The sequence below is a fragment of the Paenibacillus sp. J22R67 genome, from assembly GCF_059692175.1.
Genome location: NZ_JCAUAX010000004.1, coordinates 554,106 through 571,112, shown reverse-complemented (window position 1 = coordinate 571,112; position 17,007 = coordinate 554,106). Strand labels below are relative to the sequence as shown.

The following is a 17,007-nucleotide window of genomic DNA, read 5'->3' as shown; positions in this document are numbered from 1 at the left end:
TATGACAATGTGAAAAAGGTACAGTTAGATCACCCGAGCAATATTCACTCGTTGTGTTCCAACTGTACCCTTTCAAAATAGCTTTCCTACATGGCTAAGATCACTTGCCTTGTTGAATGTTTCCGATGCGTTCAACAACCACTACCGCTTGCGCTCGTGTCGTTGCTTCATTCGGCTCCAGCCTACCGTCGCTTAAACCTTGTATAATTCCCTTGCTAACTGCTTCGCTCATCACAAAGCTCGGATCAATGACAGTATTTGCTTTTTGCAAATCCGGGCTTACCGCACGAAGGGCAACTGTGGCAATCTCCTGACGTGTAATAGGAAGATCCCAGCCTTGTTGCAAATCCTCACTTTGCAGAATGCCCGCCTTTTGCACAGCATCGATATAAGGTTGATACCAGACTCCACTGGCGTTTTCCGAAGCGATAGGCAGATGCATCGCCGTAACGGCAAGCTTCAGAAATTCTCCTCTTGTAATGACGCGATCAGGAAGAAAGCTGCCGTCGCTGTAGCCATTCACAATTCCCTTTTCCGCTGCTTGAAGAATATTTTCCTTCGCCCAGTGGCCTTCCAAATCGTTGAAAGAAGCGCTTAGTCCAATAACAACAGCTGGCAGATTACGATTGGCTAAGGAATTGCTTCCTAATTGGCCCGTGTAGTTGCCGCCCCATGTCCAGATGGTGCCATCTGCTGCTTTCACTACGCTATGAGTCCCGCCTGCGGATGCGTCATCTGCCTTGGCAATCCCCTTAAGTTGTACCGGTTTATTCTGATTGGCCTTGGTACCATCGCCTATTTGTCCAAAAAGGTTTTGGCCCCAAGCCCAGACACTTCCGTCATTTGCAATCGCTAGGCTATGATAAGAGCCTGCATGTATGGATTTCATGGAAGGCAATGCCGTCACTTGGACTGGCTTCGATTGATTCATGGTTGTTCCGTTGCCTAACTGTCCGAAGGCGTTGTAGCCCCATGCCCATACGGTGCCATCATCCTTTAGAGCAAGAGCAAAGTTTTTACCGGCTGTAATCGCGATAACACCAGCTAGATCATAAATTTGTACAGGTTGCTGCTTACTGGCAAGCGTCCCATCTCCTAGTTGTCCACTCGTATTATCTCCCCAAGCCCATATTTTCCCCGTATTTTCTAGGGCTAAGTTAAAATTGGCTCCTGAAGCGATCGCTACGATATTCGATAGCTGGATAATTTGGTTTGACGCTGCAGTCGTGTCATGACCTAATTGCCCATACGTATTGTCTCCAAAACTCCAAACAGATCCATTATTAAGCAGCGCCAGTGTATGATTGCTTCCTGCTGTTGCAGATACAACACCGTTCAATGCCTTCACTTGTACAGGTGTTGTGCTTGGTGTCGTGGTTCCATCGCCTAATTGACCAAAGAAGTTCTGTCCCCATGTCCAGAGGGTTTCATCCTTCTTAACGACAACCATGTGAGTATCGCCGCCTTCAATGGCAGCAATCCCGTCTAGATTTAAGGCTTTCGGAGATAAGACAGAGGTATGTGTACCATCTCCCAATTGACCGAACGTATTACTTCCCCAACCGTACAGCTCATTATTTTTGATAATAAAGGTATCACTTTCGCTCGCAGTAAGCGGCTGATCTTTGGGATCTTTAATCAAAACCGTTCCTTCGCCGGGCTTAAGCACCGGAGGATTCAGCCATTCGCTCACCTTTGTTTGAACCGGAGCAGCTTGATTGTTCAGCGTCTTGTCGCCGAGTTGGCTGTAACTGTTGTTCCCCCACGCCCAAAGCTTCCCCTCTTTATCGATAGCAAAAGTGAAATTGGAACCTACCCCTAATCCAGCTATCTCGGGCAGATCGTTAACATGGTCGGGAAATGTCTGACTCCATGTTTTTCCATCAAATCCGGTTCCTACGCCTAATTGACCTGAGGTATTGTTTCCCCATGTATAGACGCTTCCATCATCTTTTAAAGCAACAGCATGCGAACTTCCAGCCGTTATTTGAGTCACATGATCTAGCCCCGTAACAAGAACGGGAAACTTATGTTGATCCTGCGTATTAGTTGTAATGGCGTTATACATCGTGTTTGGATCTGAATCGATCAGTCCCCAAGTTAACACGGTACCGTCATCCTTAAGAGCTAATGAGAAGTCGAATCCCGCAGCGATCTGGGTAATATGCCAGTTAGCGTTTGTAGCCATAATTGGCGTGCTCAATCGGTTCTGATCATAGCCATAGCCAAGTTCGCCAAAGAAATTATCGCCCCAAGCCCATACAACGCCATCTTGATCAATCGCCAAGGTATGGTACGCACCGCTTGCTATCGCTTTAACCGATACGATGTTGCCTATGACTTGAACGGGTTTGTTCTGGGTATTATTCGTACCGTCTCCGAGTTGACCGTACGTATTGTCTCCCCAGCTCCATGCTGTTCCATCATCTTTGATCGCAACAGAGTGGAAATTACCTGCGGAAATTGCAGTCACATGGGTGAGATCTGCTACCTGAACAGGTGTTGAGCGATCTATCGTTGATCCGTCGCCTAACTGGCCAAATGTGTTCTCTCCCCATGACCACACGGTACCATCGGATTTAAGTGCTAAGGAGTGAGACGAACCAACTGCAATTGCCGTAATGCCGGACAATCCGCTGATTGGTGCTGCCTGATTGCGATTGCTCAGACCTCCCCCAAGTTTACCGCGAAGATTATTTCCCCATGTCCAAACGGTACCATCTTTCTTCAAAACAACCGTAAAACCTTTCCCGCCTCGAATTTGCTGGATCGAAGCAGGGTTCATATCTGAAGTGACGGTAGTAGCGCTGTTCGTTTCCCCAAAAACTTTCCCGGGAAATACCGAGAAAGCTGTAAAGGAACTAAAAAGCAGAAAACCTAGCAGCCAGAAAGTAACGTTACGTTTCACTGTTTTCATGTTCCTTCTCCTTAAAGCTTTCCATAAGGAAGCTATCTTCGTAAACCCCTATAACTAAGCTGTAGTCCCTTGCTCTTGGGCAATTGCTGGTTTGCGTTTAAATCTTTTCGTGATGCCATCTTTCCAACTATCCAGCAATGTATAAACAACAGGAATCAATACTAGAGTGACTAATGTGGATAAGGTCAAACCAAATGCTACAACGGTTGCCATGGATGCCTGCGTCTCCGCTCCTTCGCCAAACCCGATAACAAGCGGTACCATCGCAAGGACCGTAGTCGCTGTAGTCATCAAGATTGGCCGCAAGCGCACTTTGCCCGCTTCAATCAGAGCATCGAATAACGGCATACCTTTGGCTCGCAATTGATTCGTATAATCGATTAAAACAATGGCATTATTAACGACAATTCCCACGAGCATAATCATTCCAATGATCGAATTCATATTAATCGTTCGATGTGTGACCAAAAGCCCCAGTATGGCGCCAATGAAAGTTGGCGGTAGGGAGAACATGATGATAAATGGGCCATATAACGATTCAAATTGACTTGCCATAACCATGTACACCAAGGCAACGGACAGAATAAGCACTAAGTACAGGCTTTTAAAAGAGTCATTCTGACTAGCCTGCTGGCCGCCCATCGTTACTTGATAACCATCTGGTGGTTGAATGGCATCAATTTTCTGTTTGACTTCGGCCGATACCTCACCAACGGAAGCTCCAAATATGGAAGCTTGCACTGTCGCTACACGGTTCTGATCTTGTCTGCGAATTTGCGCAGGACCTGTACCCGGTTCAACCTTCGCAATGAGACTAACAGGGACAATCGCACCACTTGCCGTATTAATCGTCACATTGTTGAAATTCTCCAGCTTGTTCGTAAAATCATTCGGATACTTCACGAGAACAGAAATCTGTGAACTTGCTGTTTTAAACTGTGTAGCCACACTTCCCTGATAAGCTGTACGCAAAGCAGTCATCACATCTCGCAACGAAACACCGTAGTGAGCTGCTGCATCACGATCGATCGTTAAGTTGAACTGCGGAATCGAACGATCTAACGTATTTTGCACATTTCGTGTGCCTTCTACAGAAGTGATTTCCTGTGCGACGAGATCGCCCAGCTTCTGTAAGACGGCTAAATCCGGTCCGGATAAATTAACTTGAATGTCACCGCCACCAAAGTTACCGCCAAGGCCTGGCAGACGTACACCCGCTGGAACACTTACACCAATTTGTGCTCCCGCAAAGCCTGTTGTGAGCGCCCGGATTTGTTCGGCAACTTGATCGGTACTTTTCGTTCTTTCGGCGAGCGGTTTTAATCTAATTTGAATGCTGCCCGTATTCGTTGCCGCTGACTGAAAGGCACCGCCACCGGCCGATCCGACTGAAGTAAAGACGGTGTCGATTTCCGGCACATCTTTCAATCTCGTCTCCAGCGTAGTAGCCACTTGATTCGTCACGGCGAAATCTGTCCCTTGCGGCAGATTAATATTTAAATTGACTTGCCCTTGATCTGTTTTGGGTGTTAATTCACTGCCTACAAAACGAACCGAGTACACGCTGGCAGCGAATAACAGAACGGTAACCGCGATAATGACCCAACGATGCAGCATAGACCACCGGAGCAGCTTGCCGTACACATGAGTGATAGACTCCATACCTCTACCGAACCAAACGAAAGGATTAAAGCTTCTACCGGTTGGCAGCTCTTCATCGACCTTGCGACGCAAAATTTTCGCTGCCAGCATAGGCACCAAAGTAACAGCTGCAAACCATGCGGCTATATGAGAGAAACAAACAACTAGTGCCATCGGCCAGAAAAATTGTTTGACTAAGCCGCTAATGAAAGCCGTCGGCGCAAAAACCGCAATTTGTGCCAACGCCGAGGCCATAACCGCTGTACCTACCTCGGCAGTTCCCACTTTTGCGGCTTCTTCAGGAGACAAGCCTTCGTGTCGTTTACGGAAAATACTTTCCAAGACAACGACCGCGAAGTCTACGAGTGAACCGAGACCAAGTGCCAACCCACCGAGCGTGATGGTATTAATCGTTTGATGACCGAAATACATCATACTGAATGTGCTTATGATAGAAATCGGAATAACGACGCCGATAATTAGGGTCGCCCTTACACTTCGCAAGAAGAACAACAGGATGATGACCGAGAACACGCCTCCGAGCAAAGTATGCTCAACAACGGTACGTAAGGAATCGCGAATAAACTTGGCAGAATCATTCAGTACCGCGATATGCATACCTTCTGGAAGCTTGGACTGAATGTCTTGAAGCGACTTCTGAATGTTGCTAGACACGGAGACCGTGTTGCCGTCTGATTGCTTCAGGACAGAGAGAGAAACACTGACTTCTCCGTCTTTACGCGCTTCTAGCGTAACATCTTGATAAGTGTCTATAATTTTGCCGAGTTCGCTTAAAGCGATCGTTTGTCCACGCCCCAGCTGTACTTGTACTTTGCCGATATCAGCTGTCGACTTAAATTCTCCGTCAATATGTAAGGGCACCAGTTGACTGCCTTTATTGACAAGTCCAGCGTCCGTGGAAGAATTATCATTACCAAGTGCTGAAACCAAGGTACTGAATGAGATATTGTATTGCTGCAAGCGACTTGGTTCTACGAGAATTTGTATTTGTCTTACACGTCCGCCAGTGACGCCAACCGAGGCAACGCCATCGGAACGCTGAACATCAGGACTCACAATATTGTCAGCGATGTCGCGCAGTGTGACCAGGTCTGTTTTACCATACAGGGCTAGAGTCATGATCGGTGTACTGTTCGGATCAACACGAGAAACGACTGGGGCATCCGCATCCGCTGGAAGCTGCCTTCGGACACGATCTAATTTGTCCCTCATGGTTAATGTTGCCTGATCAATATTCGTTCCATAATTAAATTGTAGTGTAACGTTACTTGAACCCGTACGTGAGTTAGAAGATATACTCGTTACCCCTGTGACGGTAGCCATCGCATTCTCAATCGGCTTCGTAATTTGTTGTTCAATCTGTCCTGGTGATGCACCGCTCCAAGAGACCGATACGGTCGCTGACGGAATTTCCAGGTTCGGGTAAAGATCCACTGGCAGTAGTGGAATCGCAATCGAGCCCACGATCACGAGCGAAATCATGATCATTAAGATGGTGACAGGACGATGAACGGAGAAATTAGCTAATTTCACTGTCCAGCCCCCGCTTTCGGAGTTGCTGTTTCAGCGCCATTGCCGCTTGGCTTAGCTCCTGAAGGATCAGCTCCCTTGCCTGGGGTGCCTTGTCCGTTCTGTCCTTGGCCGCCGCTTCTGCTTTGACCTTGACCAGCTTGACCTCCACCTTGACCGCCGCCTTGACCACCTTGCCCGCCTTGACCGCCATTTCTATTCTGGCCTTGGCCTTGACCGGCTTGCCCCTGGCCTTTGCCTGCTCCATTTTCTTGTCCTGGTTGATTAATCTGTACCGGAACGTTATCCGAAAGCAGCTCTTGCCCTTTAACGACAAGCTCGTCTCCAACCTTCAGACCGCTAATAATTTCAAAGGATGAACTCGTCATCACACCTACTTTGACAAGTACCTTCGACGCTTTCCCCTCTTTAACTATGTATACCGCATTACCGCTTGGTTGACTGAGCACGGCGTCTGCAGGTACAACAATGGATTGTTTACCTTCACTTTTGAGTGAGGATTCGGCAAACATGCCAGGTAGTACTTCATGATTATCATCATTAATTTTAATGTCGACCAGAAAAGATTTGGAAGTAGGGTCCATGGTTGGATGAACGGTATACACCGTTCCATCAAACGATTTATTTAGTGTAGGGATTTTAACCGACATGGGGGAACCGTTTTTGATCTTACCAATGGATGCTTCAGATACGTTGACTGTTGCCAATATTGGATCTACCGTAGAGATAGACATAACGGCAGCTTGGCCCGCATTCTGTCCGACTGGTACCAGAATTGCGCTTACGATCCCTGCAACAGGGCTCGTCAACACACCATCTTGAAGCTGTTCGCTTAAGATGCTCAATCTCGTTTCAGCTTGCTGAAGCTGAGCAGCACTTACTTGCAAGGAATCGGTAGATTGCGCTGCTTTCAGCGTTTGCTTAGATTGCTCGAGGGCAGCTTCCGCACTGTTTTTGGAAATATCCTGTGAGGATTGTGTTTGTGCTAGCTGTGTACGACTGAGATCAAGCTGAGCCGAAGCGGTCGCTTGCGTATTAGCAAGTGTTAATAATGCTGAATTCAAAGACTCCTGTGCAACTTGCACAGCTTGGGAGCTTTGTGCAGTCAACAACGCATTCTGCAAGTTCGTCAACGATTGCTGCGCTGACTGCGTGTCTTTATATTGAGCTTGCTGCGCTTGCTGTAGCGCCAGCTGAGTCGTTTGCAGCTTGGCGAAAGCACTGTCAATGTCTTTGCCGGATTGAAGAGCTGTATTGTAGGAAGCAACAGCTTGTTGCACGCTAAGCTGAGAGGAATCTATATTGTTATTTTGTGTTGTTAACAAGCTGTCTAACTGTGAATTCAAGTTCGTCTGCGCAACCGTTACTGCGGTAGCAGCATCAGCTTGTGCTTTACTGAAGCCTACCTGTGCAGAAGAGACTCCTTGTTTAGCTGTTTCAATAGAGTTTTGTTGTGTCGTAATTGCATTATTTAATTGGGTTTGCGCTAAAGCTACGGCATTCTTCTGATCATTAATTGTTTTCTCATATGCAGCTTGCTGAACAGCTAGCGTTTTCTGCGCTAAAGCTAAACTATTCGCTTGATCATTCACTACCTTGTTGTACTGTACTTGACTTAACGCATAATCGCTTTTGGTCTGCTCGACAGATTGCTGGAGCGCGGTTGTATCAATGTGCGCTAAAGCCTGTCCTACTTGCACCTTATCCCCGATATTAACATCAAGGGAAGTTATGCGGCCATTCACTTTAGAAGAAAGATTCGTAGTGAAAGCCGGCGTGATCGAGCCCGTAAATACTTGCCCGCCACCGATGTCCGACAATTTAACAACTTGTGTTTCTACTGTCATCTGACGTGTTCCCGTTCGTCCGTTTGCCCCTGGTTTAGCGGTGCTTGCTGGTGTGCTGCAACCCGCTATGGTGACGGTTATCGCGGTAACGACTGCGATGATTGTGGTACTCTTGAGTGAACTGTACTTCCTCATGGGATGGAAACCTCCGTCTGATTCATTTCATTTGGGCAAATGCTCCCTCTCACCATATTTGACATTCATGATAGAAGTGTGATTAAAGTGTGAAGAATATGTAAAAACAAGGAAGAACACGCGATTTCCGTAGGAGAATAGGCCTGAAAAAGCTAAAAAACCACCCTTATCGGGTGGTTTTTCCAATAAAATTCGATCAAATTCGACATTTTTTTCAATATTCTTCCTCACACTTCACGTCATACCGTTAGCCTTTTACCGCTCCATCTGTAATTCCTTGGATAATCCAACGTTGAAATACAGCAAATATGACGACAATCGGAATCGACGACAAGATCAATGAAGCCAGAATTAACGACCATTCTCGGCTATACTTGCCGAAGAACATATTAATTGTCAAAACTAACGTATATTGGCGGAAATCGGTAAGCATCAGTACGGGCAGTAGGAAATCGTTCCATAGCCACAACAGATTCAAAATACCAATTGTAAATGTAATCGGAAGCAGCAGCGGTAAAATGATCATGAAAAAGGTTTTAATTTCGCTGCATCCATCCATTTTCGCGGATTCATCTAACTCCCGTGGAATGCCCTTCACGAAACCGTGGTACAGAAACACGGCCATACTTACACCCAAGCCGGCACACACAATGCCTAGACCGAATGGGGAGCCTTGGAGCCCAAGCGATTTGGCCATCTTGGTTAAAGTAACCATAATCGTCTGAAAAGGGATCAGCATGGATGATACGAACAGCATGAAAATCACATTGCTCAGTTTCCCAGGCGTTCGGGAGAGCTTGTATCCTGCTAGAGAGCTGCATAACACGATGACGACAATACCTGTTACGGTTACAACAATTGTATTCCAACCGCTCTTGAGCATGTTCGCCTTGCTAAAAGCTTGCACATAGTTTTCAATGTGAAACTTCACTGGGAGGCCTAGAACGGAGCTGTACATCTCTCCCTGTGTTTTGAAAGAATTCAGTATGGCCATATAAATCGGAAAAAGGAAGAAAATCGCTAAGATGCTTAGTGCCAATAGAGACAGCCCTGAATACTGCCGCTTGTTCATGCCTCTACCTCCCGCTTCTTCATGACGGTCACTTGAATAAGCGTAATGACAAGTATGATCAGGAAGAGAATAATCGCTTTCGCGCTGGCATAACCATATCTGAAATTGCGCTGATAAGCCTCCTCCAGAATATTCATAGAGATAACTTGCGTAGCCCGAGCAGGACCTCCGCCTGTTAAAGCATAGATAAGGTCGTACACTTTAAACGAGTTGTTCAAGGTTAAAAAGATGCAGATCGTGAGCGCATGCGCAATCAATGGCAAAGTAATGTAACGCAGCATATGATAAGGCTTGGCGCCATCAATAATAGCCGCTTCTTTAAGATGCATGGGAATGCCTTGAATGGCAGACATATAAATAATCATTAAAGTTCCTATACCGCCCCAAACGGAAACGAGCATGATGGTGTAGAACGAAATGTTAGGGTCACCTAGCCAGGAAATATCGAGAAATTTCAAAACGGCATACTTGGACAATGCTGGCATGACCTTTGTAAATACGAACACCCACATGAAAGTACTTATGATAATACTTAGCATGCTAGGCATGAAGAAGATGGTTCGAAGCCACCCTTTTCCTTTGCTTTGCGATTCAATCATTAGGGCAAGCAGCAATGCGATGGCGTTCTGAAAAACGACAGCAAATAAGACATATTTGGCCGTGAATAGAATCGACGATCGAAAGTTCGCATCATCGCGAATGGCTTCAATGAAATTCTCTAGCCCAACGAAACTATAATGTTTATTCAAGCCATCCCAGTTCGTAAAGCTGTAGTACGAGCCCTGGAGCATCGGAATAACAAGAAATGTCACATACATGATAAAAGCGGGCAGCACGAACAAGATCAATGATGTATGGTCTTTGACAAGGCGTTTCAGCACGTGGGCTCACTCCTTAGGAAAATCTCGTGCTCTGCCTTCATCCTTCAAAGATCAGGGCAGAGCACAATATGTCTTCCGAACTTTATTTTTTGTTTGCTATCGCGTTTGCATCTTTCCAGGTTTTATCCAGATCCTTAATAACATCATCTGCAGACATTTTCTTGTTAAAATAGGCTTGAAGCGCTTTGCCTGATTCATCCTTCACGGCAGCTGGAATCTGCGGATCTTTATAGGCTTGCCCTTTGTTTACAAATACGGAAGCGTCCTCCACCCAAGGATAAGGCTTAAACGTGTGGTTTTTGGACACTGGATTGAATTTCAATCCTTGATACAGATCGTTTGACGCTTGATCATCTAGAATGAAATTGAGCAGATCTGCCGAAACTTCCTTATTCTTGCCTTGGGAAGCCAGAGCTAAGGAAGTTGACACGGAGACGTTGATTTGAGTAGCCGTAGGATCATCGTTGATAGGAAGTGGAGCAACCCCAAACTCGAACTTATCATTAGCTTTCAATATGCTGTCCGCATCCCATGGTCCTTGTACCCACATGGCCGCTTTGCCGGCAGCAAAATCAGCAGCTCCATCATCGTTGCCTACTTCGAATACACGGTCGGTTCCATTGCTGTTAACAAGATCAATAATCCCGAACATCTCTTTCACTTCTGCAAAACTTCCTTGATTTTTATTCATTTTATCAATAAAATCCTTATGGGTTGAGTTGCCCAATCCACCGATTGTTAGAGGCAAGAACAGCTGAGGAATCCAGCTTTCTTTGTAGCTGAGCATAAACGGCTTAATTTTATTGTCATTTAACTTTTGAACGACGGCCTTCATTTCCGTTAGCGTGGACGGTGGTTTAATACCTAGATCTTTGAAGATTTTTTTGTTGTAGAGGTACCCCCATGCCAAGCTTTCCATAGGAACTGCTACTACTTTATTGTCGATAGTTACGAGTGACTTGATGCCATCAATAAGCTTAGGGGAAAGCGGTTGTTTCGTTAAATCCTCCAAATAACCAGCTTTGTAGTAATCAGGAATGTCGTTCACTGCATGCAGACTGAATATATCCGGTACATCGCCAGTTGCTAGGCGAGTTTTCAAAATTTGTGTTGAATTATCGGAACCTGGATACTCGGTGTTGATCGTAACCTCGATATTTTTCTCTTTCTTTTCTTTCTTAGCGAATTCGGCGAAGTACTTCTCGAATTGATCACGAAAACGGTCCAAGCCACCAAGAAACACCTTCAATTCTACTTTTTTAGGCGCACCCTCACTTTTAGAATTGCTGCTTTCCCCAGCGCTTGGTGTTCCTTGACCGGACGAACAAGCCACGGTGGAACCAAGCATCGCTATTGCTACTATCATTACAAATGCTTTTTTCATTTTGTCGCCTCCCCTTGTTATGGTAACGCTTACGAACCCTAGTATACTGAAGAAAGCGCCACCATTCATTGGACAGAAAAAGCGTCTCTGACTGGACAATATTGATATCATTGAACTGGCTTAAGCTCATTAAGCATCCTGTCTAATCTGAGATGGCGTCATTCCTGTCATTTTTTTGAATATGCGGTGAAAATAAGTCAGATCTGAATAGCCGACTGCTTCTGCGGCGCTTTTGATGGATACGGAAGAGTCCTGAAGAAGCAGAAGCGCTTTCTCCATCCTTTTCGCAATCAAATAATCCATGACAGTAACACCGATTTCTTGTTTGAAAGTACGGGATAGATGCTCTTTGCTGACAAAAAATTTACTGGCAATAGTTCCAAGACTCACTTGCTCTGCGTACGAAAGATCGAGATACATCCGAATCTCGTCGATATTAATGCGGTTCTTGTTTTTCCTTTGATGAATTAATGCTTCCAAGATCCCGACATATGTGATAGTCAAAACTTCCGTCCACTCGGACACCGGCGTATCATCCGTAACAAAAAAATGATTGGCGCTAGCTTGAGCTTCCAATGTTAATTCGCTTCCTGAAATAGCACATTGCTCCTCCAAAAGCAGCATGAATTGCTTGTATAGCGAATTATTCAGACCAGGCTGCAAGCCTTTTTGCTCGCTCAACGTTTGCTCCAACTGTTTGAAGCTTTTCTTAACGGCCTCCGTGTTCATCTCTTGAAAATGTCTGGTGACAGTGTGCTTTAGCTCCGTGATGATCTTTAATAACTGCTTATCCAGCGGTTTAGCCGCATGAATACCCCGTGTTACGCCCAGTTCTCGCACCGCTTTCTCCAAAGCTCTATTCAGCTCTTCCGGATTGATCGGCTTGATTAAATATTCATCCACTTTGGAGAGAATCGCCTGTTTCATATAGGTAAAATCATCAAATCCACTAATGACAATTTTGCGGATAAACGGATAGTCCTCACTTATTTTTTGCAGAAGCTGAGCTCCGTCCATGCCCCTCATTTTCATATCTGTAATGACAATTTCCGGATGTATCTGCGCTATGATAGATAGGCCACTAAGCCCATCCTCTGCTTCCTCAACCTGAGAGATGCCTAGTCGCTCCCAATCTGCCAAATGCCTTATGCTGTTGCGGACCCAGAACTCATCATCAATAATGACAGCTTTCATTGTAGAGGCTCCTCTCCTTTAATTAGTGTTGGGATAACGACTTTGACCGTCGTCCCGATACCTTTTGAGCTTGTAACAAACATACCGTATTCCTGACCAAAAATAAGCTTAATCCGTGAATTCACATTGTTCATGCCCATGCTTTCCCCAATCACCTGATCCTCCCCTGGTCGGCTTAATTGTCGCCTAATTTCCTCCAAACGCACCTCATCCATGCCTAGCCCGTTATCTTCAATACTAATCTCAATTTCATCCATCATTTTCTCCACCCTGATCGTTATCATCCACTGCCCCATCTGGCCTTCCAAACCATGGACGAAACAATTCTCTACAATAGGCTGGAGTATGAATTTGGGAAGCTCGTAAATTCCGCAGTCTTCTTCGATGTCAATTTGAATATGAATCGTGTCCTGAAAGCGCAGTTTTTGAATATGCAAATAGTTAGTAACATGTTCGATTTCATCGGCCACAGTAACGAGATCTGATTTCATTTTGATCGTGTAACGAAATAGTTCACTAAGCGCTCTGACATACTCATAAATTTCTGGTGCGTTTCGTGAGAGAGCAACCCCGCCAATGGATTGCAGTGCATTATATAGAAAATGCGGATTAATCTGCGCCTGCATCGCTTTCAGCTGCGCAGTCCTCTTCTCGATTTTACTTTTATACTCAATTTGAACCAGCTCTTTAATTTTTTGCAGCATAGAATTGAACCGTCTCTCTAGCGTACCAATCTCATCGCTTCGTACCTTGTCGACACCCACATTGAAATTTAGATGCTCCACGGCCTTCATCGACCTCGTCAGTCGAATAATCGGTTTCGTCGTGAAATACGCAATTAGAACGGAAAGAATAATAGCGAGAAGAACAGAGACCATAGCTGTATAAAAGCTAAAGCTTAGCGTCGTGGAAGCGCCTTCATTCACGTAGCTAATGGGAATAAATTTCACGATCCATAGATTGGCCGATACGACTGGCTGGTAAAATAGAATACCTTGCTTGGATTCGATATAGCCAGGCTCCATAGGACTGTGTATCGCCGTTTCCAGCATCTCCTGGTCCATCATCGTTTGTACGGGGTAAGGATTGTACATGATGTTTCCTTGCGCATCCAAAACAAGCACTTGGCTATTCGGCTCCGAATGGATCATGTTGATGACGTTATCCATCATATTCCATCTCGCTTCAATAAACACGCCACCGAGAATCTCATGATCTTCAAAGCGATTCATGCTGCGCACCAATTTAAAATTATTGTGTGTGGATTTTACAATTTTATTGACAGTCTGATGGTTATTTGCAGATTCTCCCTCTTCCCCGAAGAGATCAATCCTTTGATCTGTTGATCGAACGGCATCCTTATCGACGATATACATACGCTGCTTGGCATTCAGATACAGAGAAATCGAGGCAATATTCGTATTGTTCGCAACATACAGGGATCTGAGCTTCTCATCCATATACAGTTTTCCTGTATCCAGAACGTTACCAGTGCTCACAGCTTCGCCATTGGAATTCGGAAATAAGTTGTTATCCATAAGAAGGGAATACGCTACCGAATGCAACTGGCTAAATTTTTCATCGAAATATTTGGCCGCCCAGTCCATTCTCGACTCGTTAGAACGTATGATTTCCAGACTTAATGATTGCTTCGTGGTCTTTGCGGCAAAGATAGTCACTAAAGTTAACGGCAGAACAGCGATTATTACCATCAGAATCATAAGCTTGTATCTCATACTCATTTGAACAGGAAACTGAAAGCGCCGAGTCATATTCCTAATTTCCACCTTATTTATTCCTCCTGTTTGGTTATTGCATCGCAAGTAAAATTCATGCTAATGTGAGAGTGGAAACTCAACTACGCGATCACGATAAGGTATAATCTAAATGAATGAACTTTTCATGGACTTCTTAACGATTTTGCTCCCCACTTTTTTCTTTTTCTACATGGCAGTAACCTTAATTCATCGAAATATGAAGAGCATGTTGAACCGAATTGCGGCTCTCCTCATGCTTGCTTTTCAGTTTTATTTTCTAGGAGAATATATTAAAACATCTTTACTGCCGCAATATCAGATGCAGATTGTTCTCTATGGAAATAGTCCGATGCTCCTGCTTGTTATATGCTGCTTGGTCCATCTCAGTATACTCATCGGAAGCCCTGCGACTTCGTCTTTCAAGCGATTCTTGCCTTTCATTTACGCAGCACCTTATGTCCTATGGCTTGTATTTTTAATTACCAAAGATCATCGGGAATTATTTAATGCGGCTGTGACGGATGGACGAAGTCCTCTTGATCCACTATTTCTACTAGTAACGGTTCTCTTTGTAGCAGGATATATCCTGCTTTCGGTGATCATCCTCGCTGTTTCTTGGTATCGTGTGAAGGTAGTAAAGCATCGACAGGTTTTGCGTTCACTGCTTCTCAGCTTATTTTTGCTATTTGCCTGGTTTGTGTTTGTTACATCTATCTTACAATCGAAAGTAGTAACATCACGGAATGCCATGATCCTATTTTTTATCGGCTATTTGCTATGGGCTATTGCCCTCCGTCATTTGGTTGGTAAATATGATATTATGCCGGATTACCGCAAGCTCTTTCATATTCTTTTCAAATCTGCACCAACCGCCATTCTGCTTCTGGACCAAAAGGGAGACATTAAAGAAATGAATCCAAGGGCCAAACAATGGTTTGAAGGGATCCCTGTTCATCATATTATGAGCTATTTCCAGTTTGAAGATAACTTGCCCGTAGTGGATATGATGGCCCTGGTTCAACAAGAAAATGATGCCCAGTGGGAGGCTCAACTGCATAATCCGAATAAAGGCGATTTGGATCTGGTTATGGGCCTTGAATTGATCGAAGAAACCGACGAGAAGCTATTTGTGATGCATCTAACTGATGTTACTTCTCTCAAGGTTGCGGAACGTAAATTATTGAAATCAGAACAAAGTTACAAGTATTTAGCACACCATGATTCACTTACAGATCTATATAATCGCGCTGCCCTCCACGAGCTGTTGCAAGAAAAGATAACACGTCGCGAAAGTTTTGCTCTTATATTAATCGACCTGGATAATTTCAAACCGATTAACGATAGATTTGGGCATTACGTTGGTGATCTTTATCTGAAGCATATTGCACATATGTTGGACAATGGCTCCCAACCTGATGATTTGATAGGACGGATTGGGGGAGACGAATTCGTCTGGATCATCTCCTCTATGGATGAAAATAGCGAGTTGGACCGTGTAGTCGATACGCGGTTGTCACTCTTACTGAAGACCCCTTTTATGTATAAAGGGATTGAAATTCCGATTTCATTTAGTGCCGGAGTCAGCCAATACCCTAGAGATGCGACGGACATCGCCTCACTACTGAAAACCGCGGATGAAGCTATGTATACCATGAAACGGGCAAGGAAAAATGGGGTTTCCACCTAAGCTATTAGACGGGCTCGGGAAAATAAATAGCGGCAGCCTTGGACTGAACATATAGTCCTTGGCTGCCGCTATTTAATTCGTTGTGTACTCTGATGTCTTCGTCACCTTTACGTTCAACAATCTGGTTTTGGTAAACATCCCCGCACTTTCTAAAGTCCGTTTGGATGCTTCATTGTAATACCAGCATCCGCAGATTGGTGTTAAATCGTGGTCGTAACACCACGCTTTCAATTTCAAAATAATGCTTCGCCCAATGCCTTGTTTTCTATAGGATTCATTGGTAAACATGCCTATACTCGCCATTCCCGCGAGCATACGGCTTTTTCCAAGAACACCGATGCCAAGCAAGTCTGCCCCTCGATAATAAGTGAATAATTCTCCGTTCTCAATCCTTCTTGTATAGTGGTCGAGAAAATCACCGCAAATCTGCTGGATTTGTAGAAGGTCATCCAGAGTAGCAAGGGCAAAAATACCACCCTCCATTTCGTTATCCACGGCTATAGTCATCCGAGTATCTTGAAAAAAATAGGCCTGTTTCGTGATGGTAAAGTCTTTATCTAAGGCCAGACTTACGAATTGTTCATCACAGGTTGGAACGAATAGGGACGTTATTGCATGCTTTGCAATCATTTGATCCAAAAGCTCTTGGCCATACTTCTGATAAAATGGTCGAATGAAAAACTGAGTAAGCAGCTGATTGTTGTGAATGGCCGAATAGCCGACTTCTTCTGACTCATCTAGGAACAAATAAAAAGTAGAGCTGAGAATATGCTCCTCCAAAAAATCATCAAAGGGGGAAGATAGAGTACGAACATACTCTTGCATGAGATGCTGTATTTCATACATGCCGCATTCCTTAATCAACAACCTGACCACACCTCTCACGATGATAATGAGCTCATCTCCACCATACCGTGAAGTTGATCTCGAGATCAATGGAT

The 17,007-nt window shown here is 44.7% G+C and carries 10 protein-coding genes; 1 reads left to right on the top strand and 9 read right to left on the bottom strand.

The window, feature by feature from the left end; genetic code table 11:
* Window positions 1-100 precede the first annotated feature (100 nt).
* The 8 genes from AC58VC_RS18830 to AC58VC_RS18795 form a co-directional block, all read right to left on the bottom strand.
* Window positions 101-2,917 carry an RCC1 domain-containing protein gene (locus AC58VC_RS18830; RefSeq protein WP_497370358.1) on the bottom strand — a complete coding sequence of 939 codons (2,817 nt, stop codon included), beginning with the start codon at window positions 2,915-2,917 and terminating at the stop codon, window positions 101-103.
* A 54-nt stretch (window positions 2,918-2,971) separates the two neighbouring features.
* Entirely contained in the window at window positions 2,972-6,112 is a 3,141-nt protein-coding gene (locus AC58VC_RS18825) for an efflux RND transporter permease subunit (RefSeq protein WP_497370357.1), read from the bottom strand.
* The gene (locus AC58VC_RS18820) at window positions 6,109-8,091 is read right to left on the bottom strand and encodes an efflux RND transporter periplasmic adaptor subunit (RefSeq protein ID WP_497370356.1); all 1,983 of its coding nucleotides are present in this window, start codon (window positions 8,089-8,091) and stop codon (window positions 6,109-6,111) included. Before AC58VC_RS18820 ends, AC58VC_RS18825 begins: the two co-directional genes overlap by 4 nt.
* Before the next feature lie 247 nt (window positions 8,092-8,338).
* Entirely contained in the window at window positions 8,339-9,163 is an 825-nt protein-coding gene (locus tag AC58VC_RS18815; RefSeq protein WP_497370355.1) for a carbohydrate ABC transporter permease, read from the bottom strand.
* On the bottom strand, window positions 9,160-9,981 hold the full coding sequence (locus AC58VC_RS18810) for a carbohydrate ABC transporter permease (RefSeq protein ID WP_497370589.1): 822 nt from the start codon (window positions 9,979-9,981) through the stop codon (window positions 9,160-9,162). Before AC58VC_RS18810 ends, AC58VC_RS18815 begins: the two co-directional genes overlap by 4 nt.
* Window positions 9,982-10,126: 145 nt before the next feature.
* The gene (locus AC58VC_RS18805; RefSeq protein WP_497370354.1) at window positions 10,127-11,428 is read right to left on the bottom strand and encodes an ABC transporter substrate-binding protein; all 1,302 of its coding nucleotides are present in this window, start codon (window positions 11,426-11,428) and stop codon (window positions 10,127-10,129) included.
* Window positions 11,429-11,557: 129 nt separating this feature from the next.
* A complete protein-coding gene (locus AC58VC_RS18800) occupies window positions 11,558-12,622 on the bottom strand; it encodes a response regulator transcription factor (RefSeq protein WP_497370352.1) in 1,065 nt (354 codons plus the stop codon).
* Window positions 12,619-14,409, bottom strand: a complete 1,791-nt coding sequence (locus AC58VC_RS18795; RefSeq protein WP_497370351.1) for a sensor histidine kinase — start codon at window positions 14,407-14,409, stop codon at window positions 12,619-12,621. Before AC58VC_RS18795 ends, AC58VC_RS18800 begins: the two co-directional genes overlap by 4 nt.
* A gap of 100 nt (window positions 14,410-14,509) precedes the next feature.
* On the opposite strand from AC58VC_RS18795, the gene AC58VC_RS18790 reads away from it, so the two are divergent.
* Entirely contained in the window at window positions 14,510-16,066 is a 1,557-nt protein-coding gene (locus AC58VC_RS18790; RefSeq protein WP_497370350.1) for a GGDEF domain-containing protein, read from the top strand.
* A 72-nt stretch (window positions 16,067-16,138) separates the two neighbouring features.
* Here AC58VC_RS18790 and AC58VC_RS18785 read toward each other — a convergent pair whose 3' ends face one another.
* Window positions 16,139-17,002, bottom strand: a complete 864-nt coding sequence (locus AC58VC_RS18785) for a GNAT family N-acetyltransferase (protein ID WP_497370349.1) — start codon at window positions 17,000-17,002, stop codon at window positions 16,139-16,141.
* Window positions 17,003-17,007: the final 5 nt, after the last annotated feature.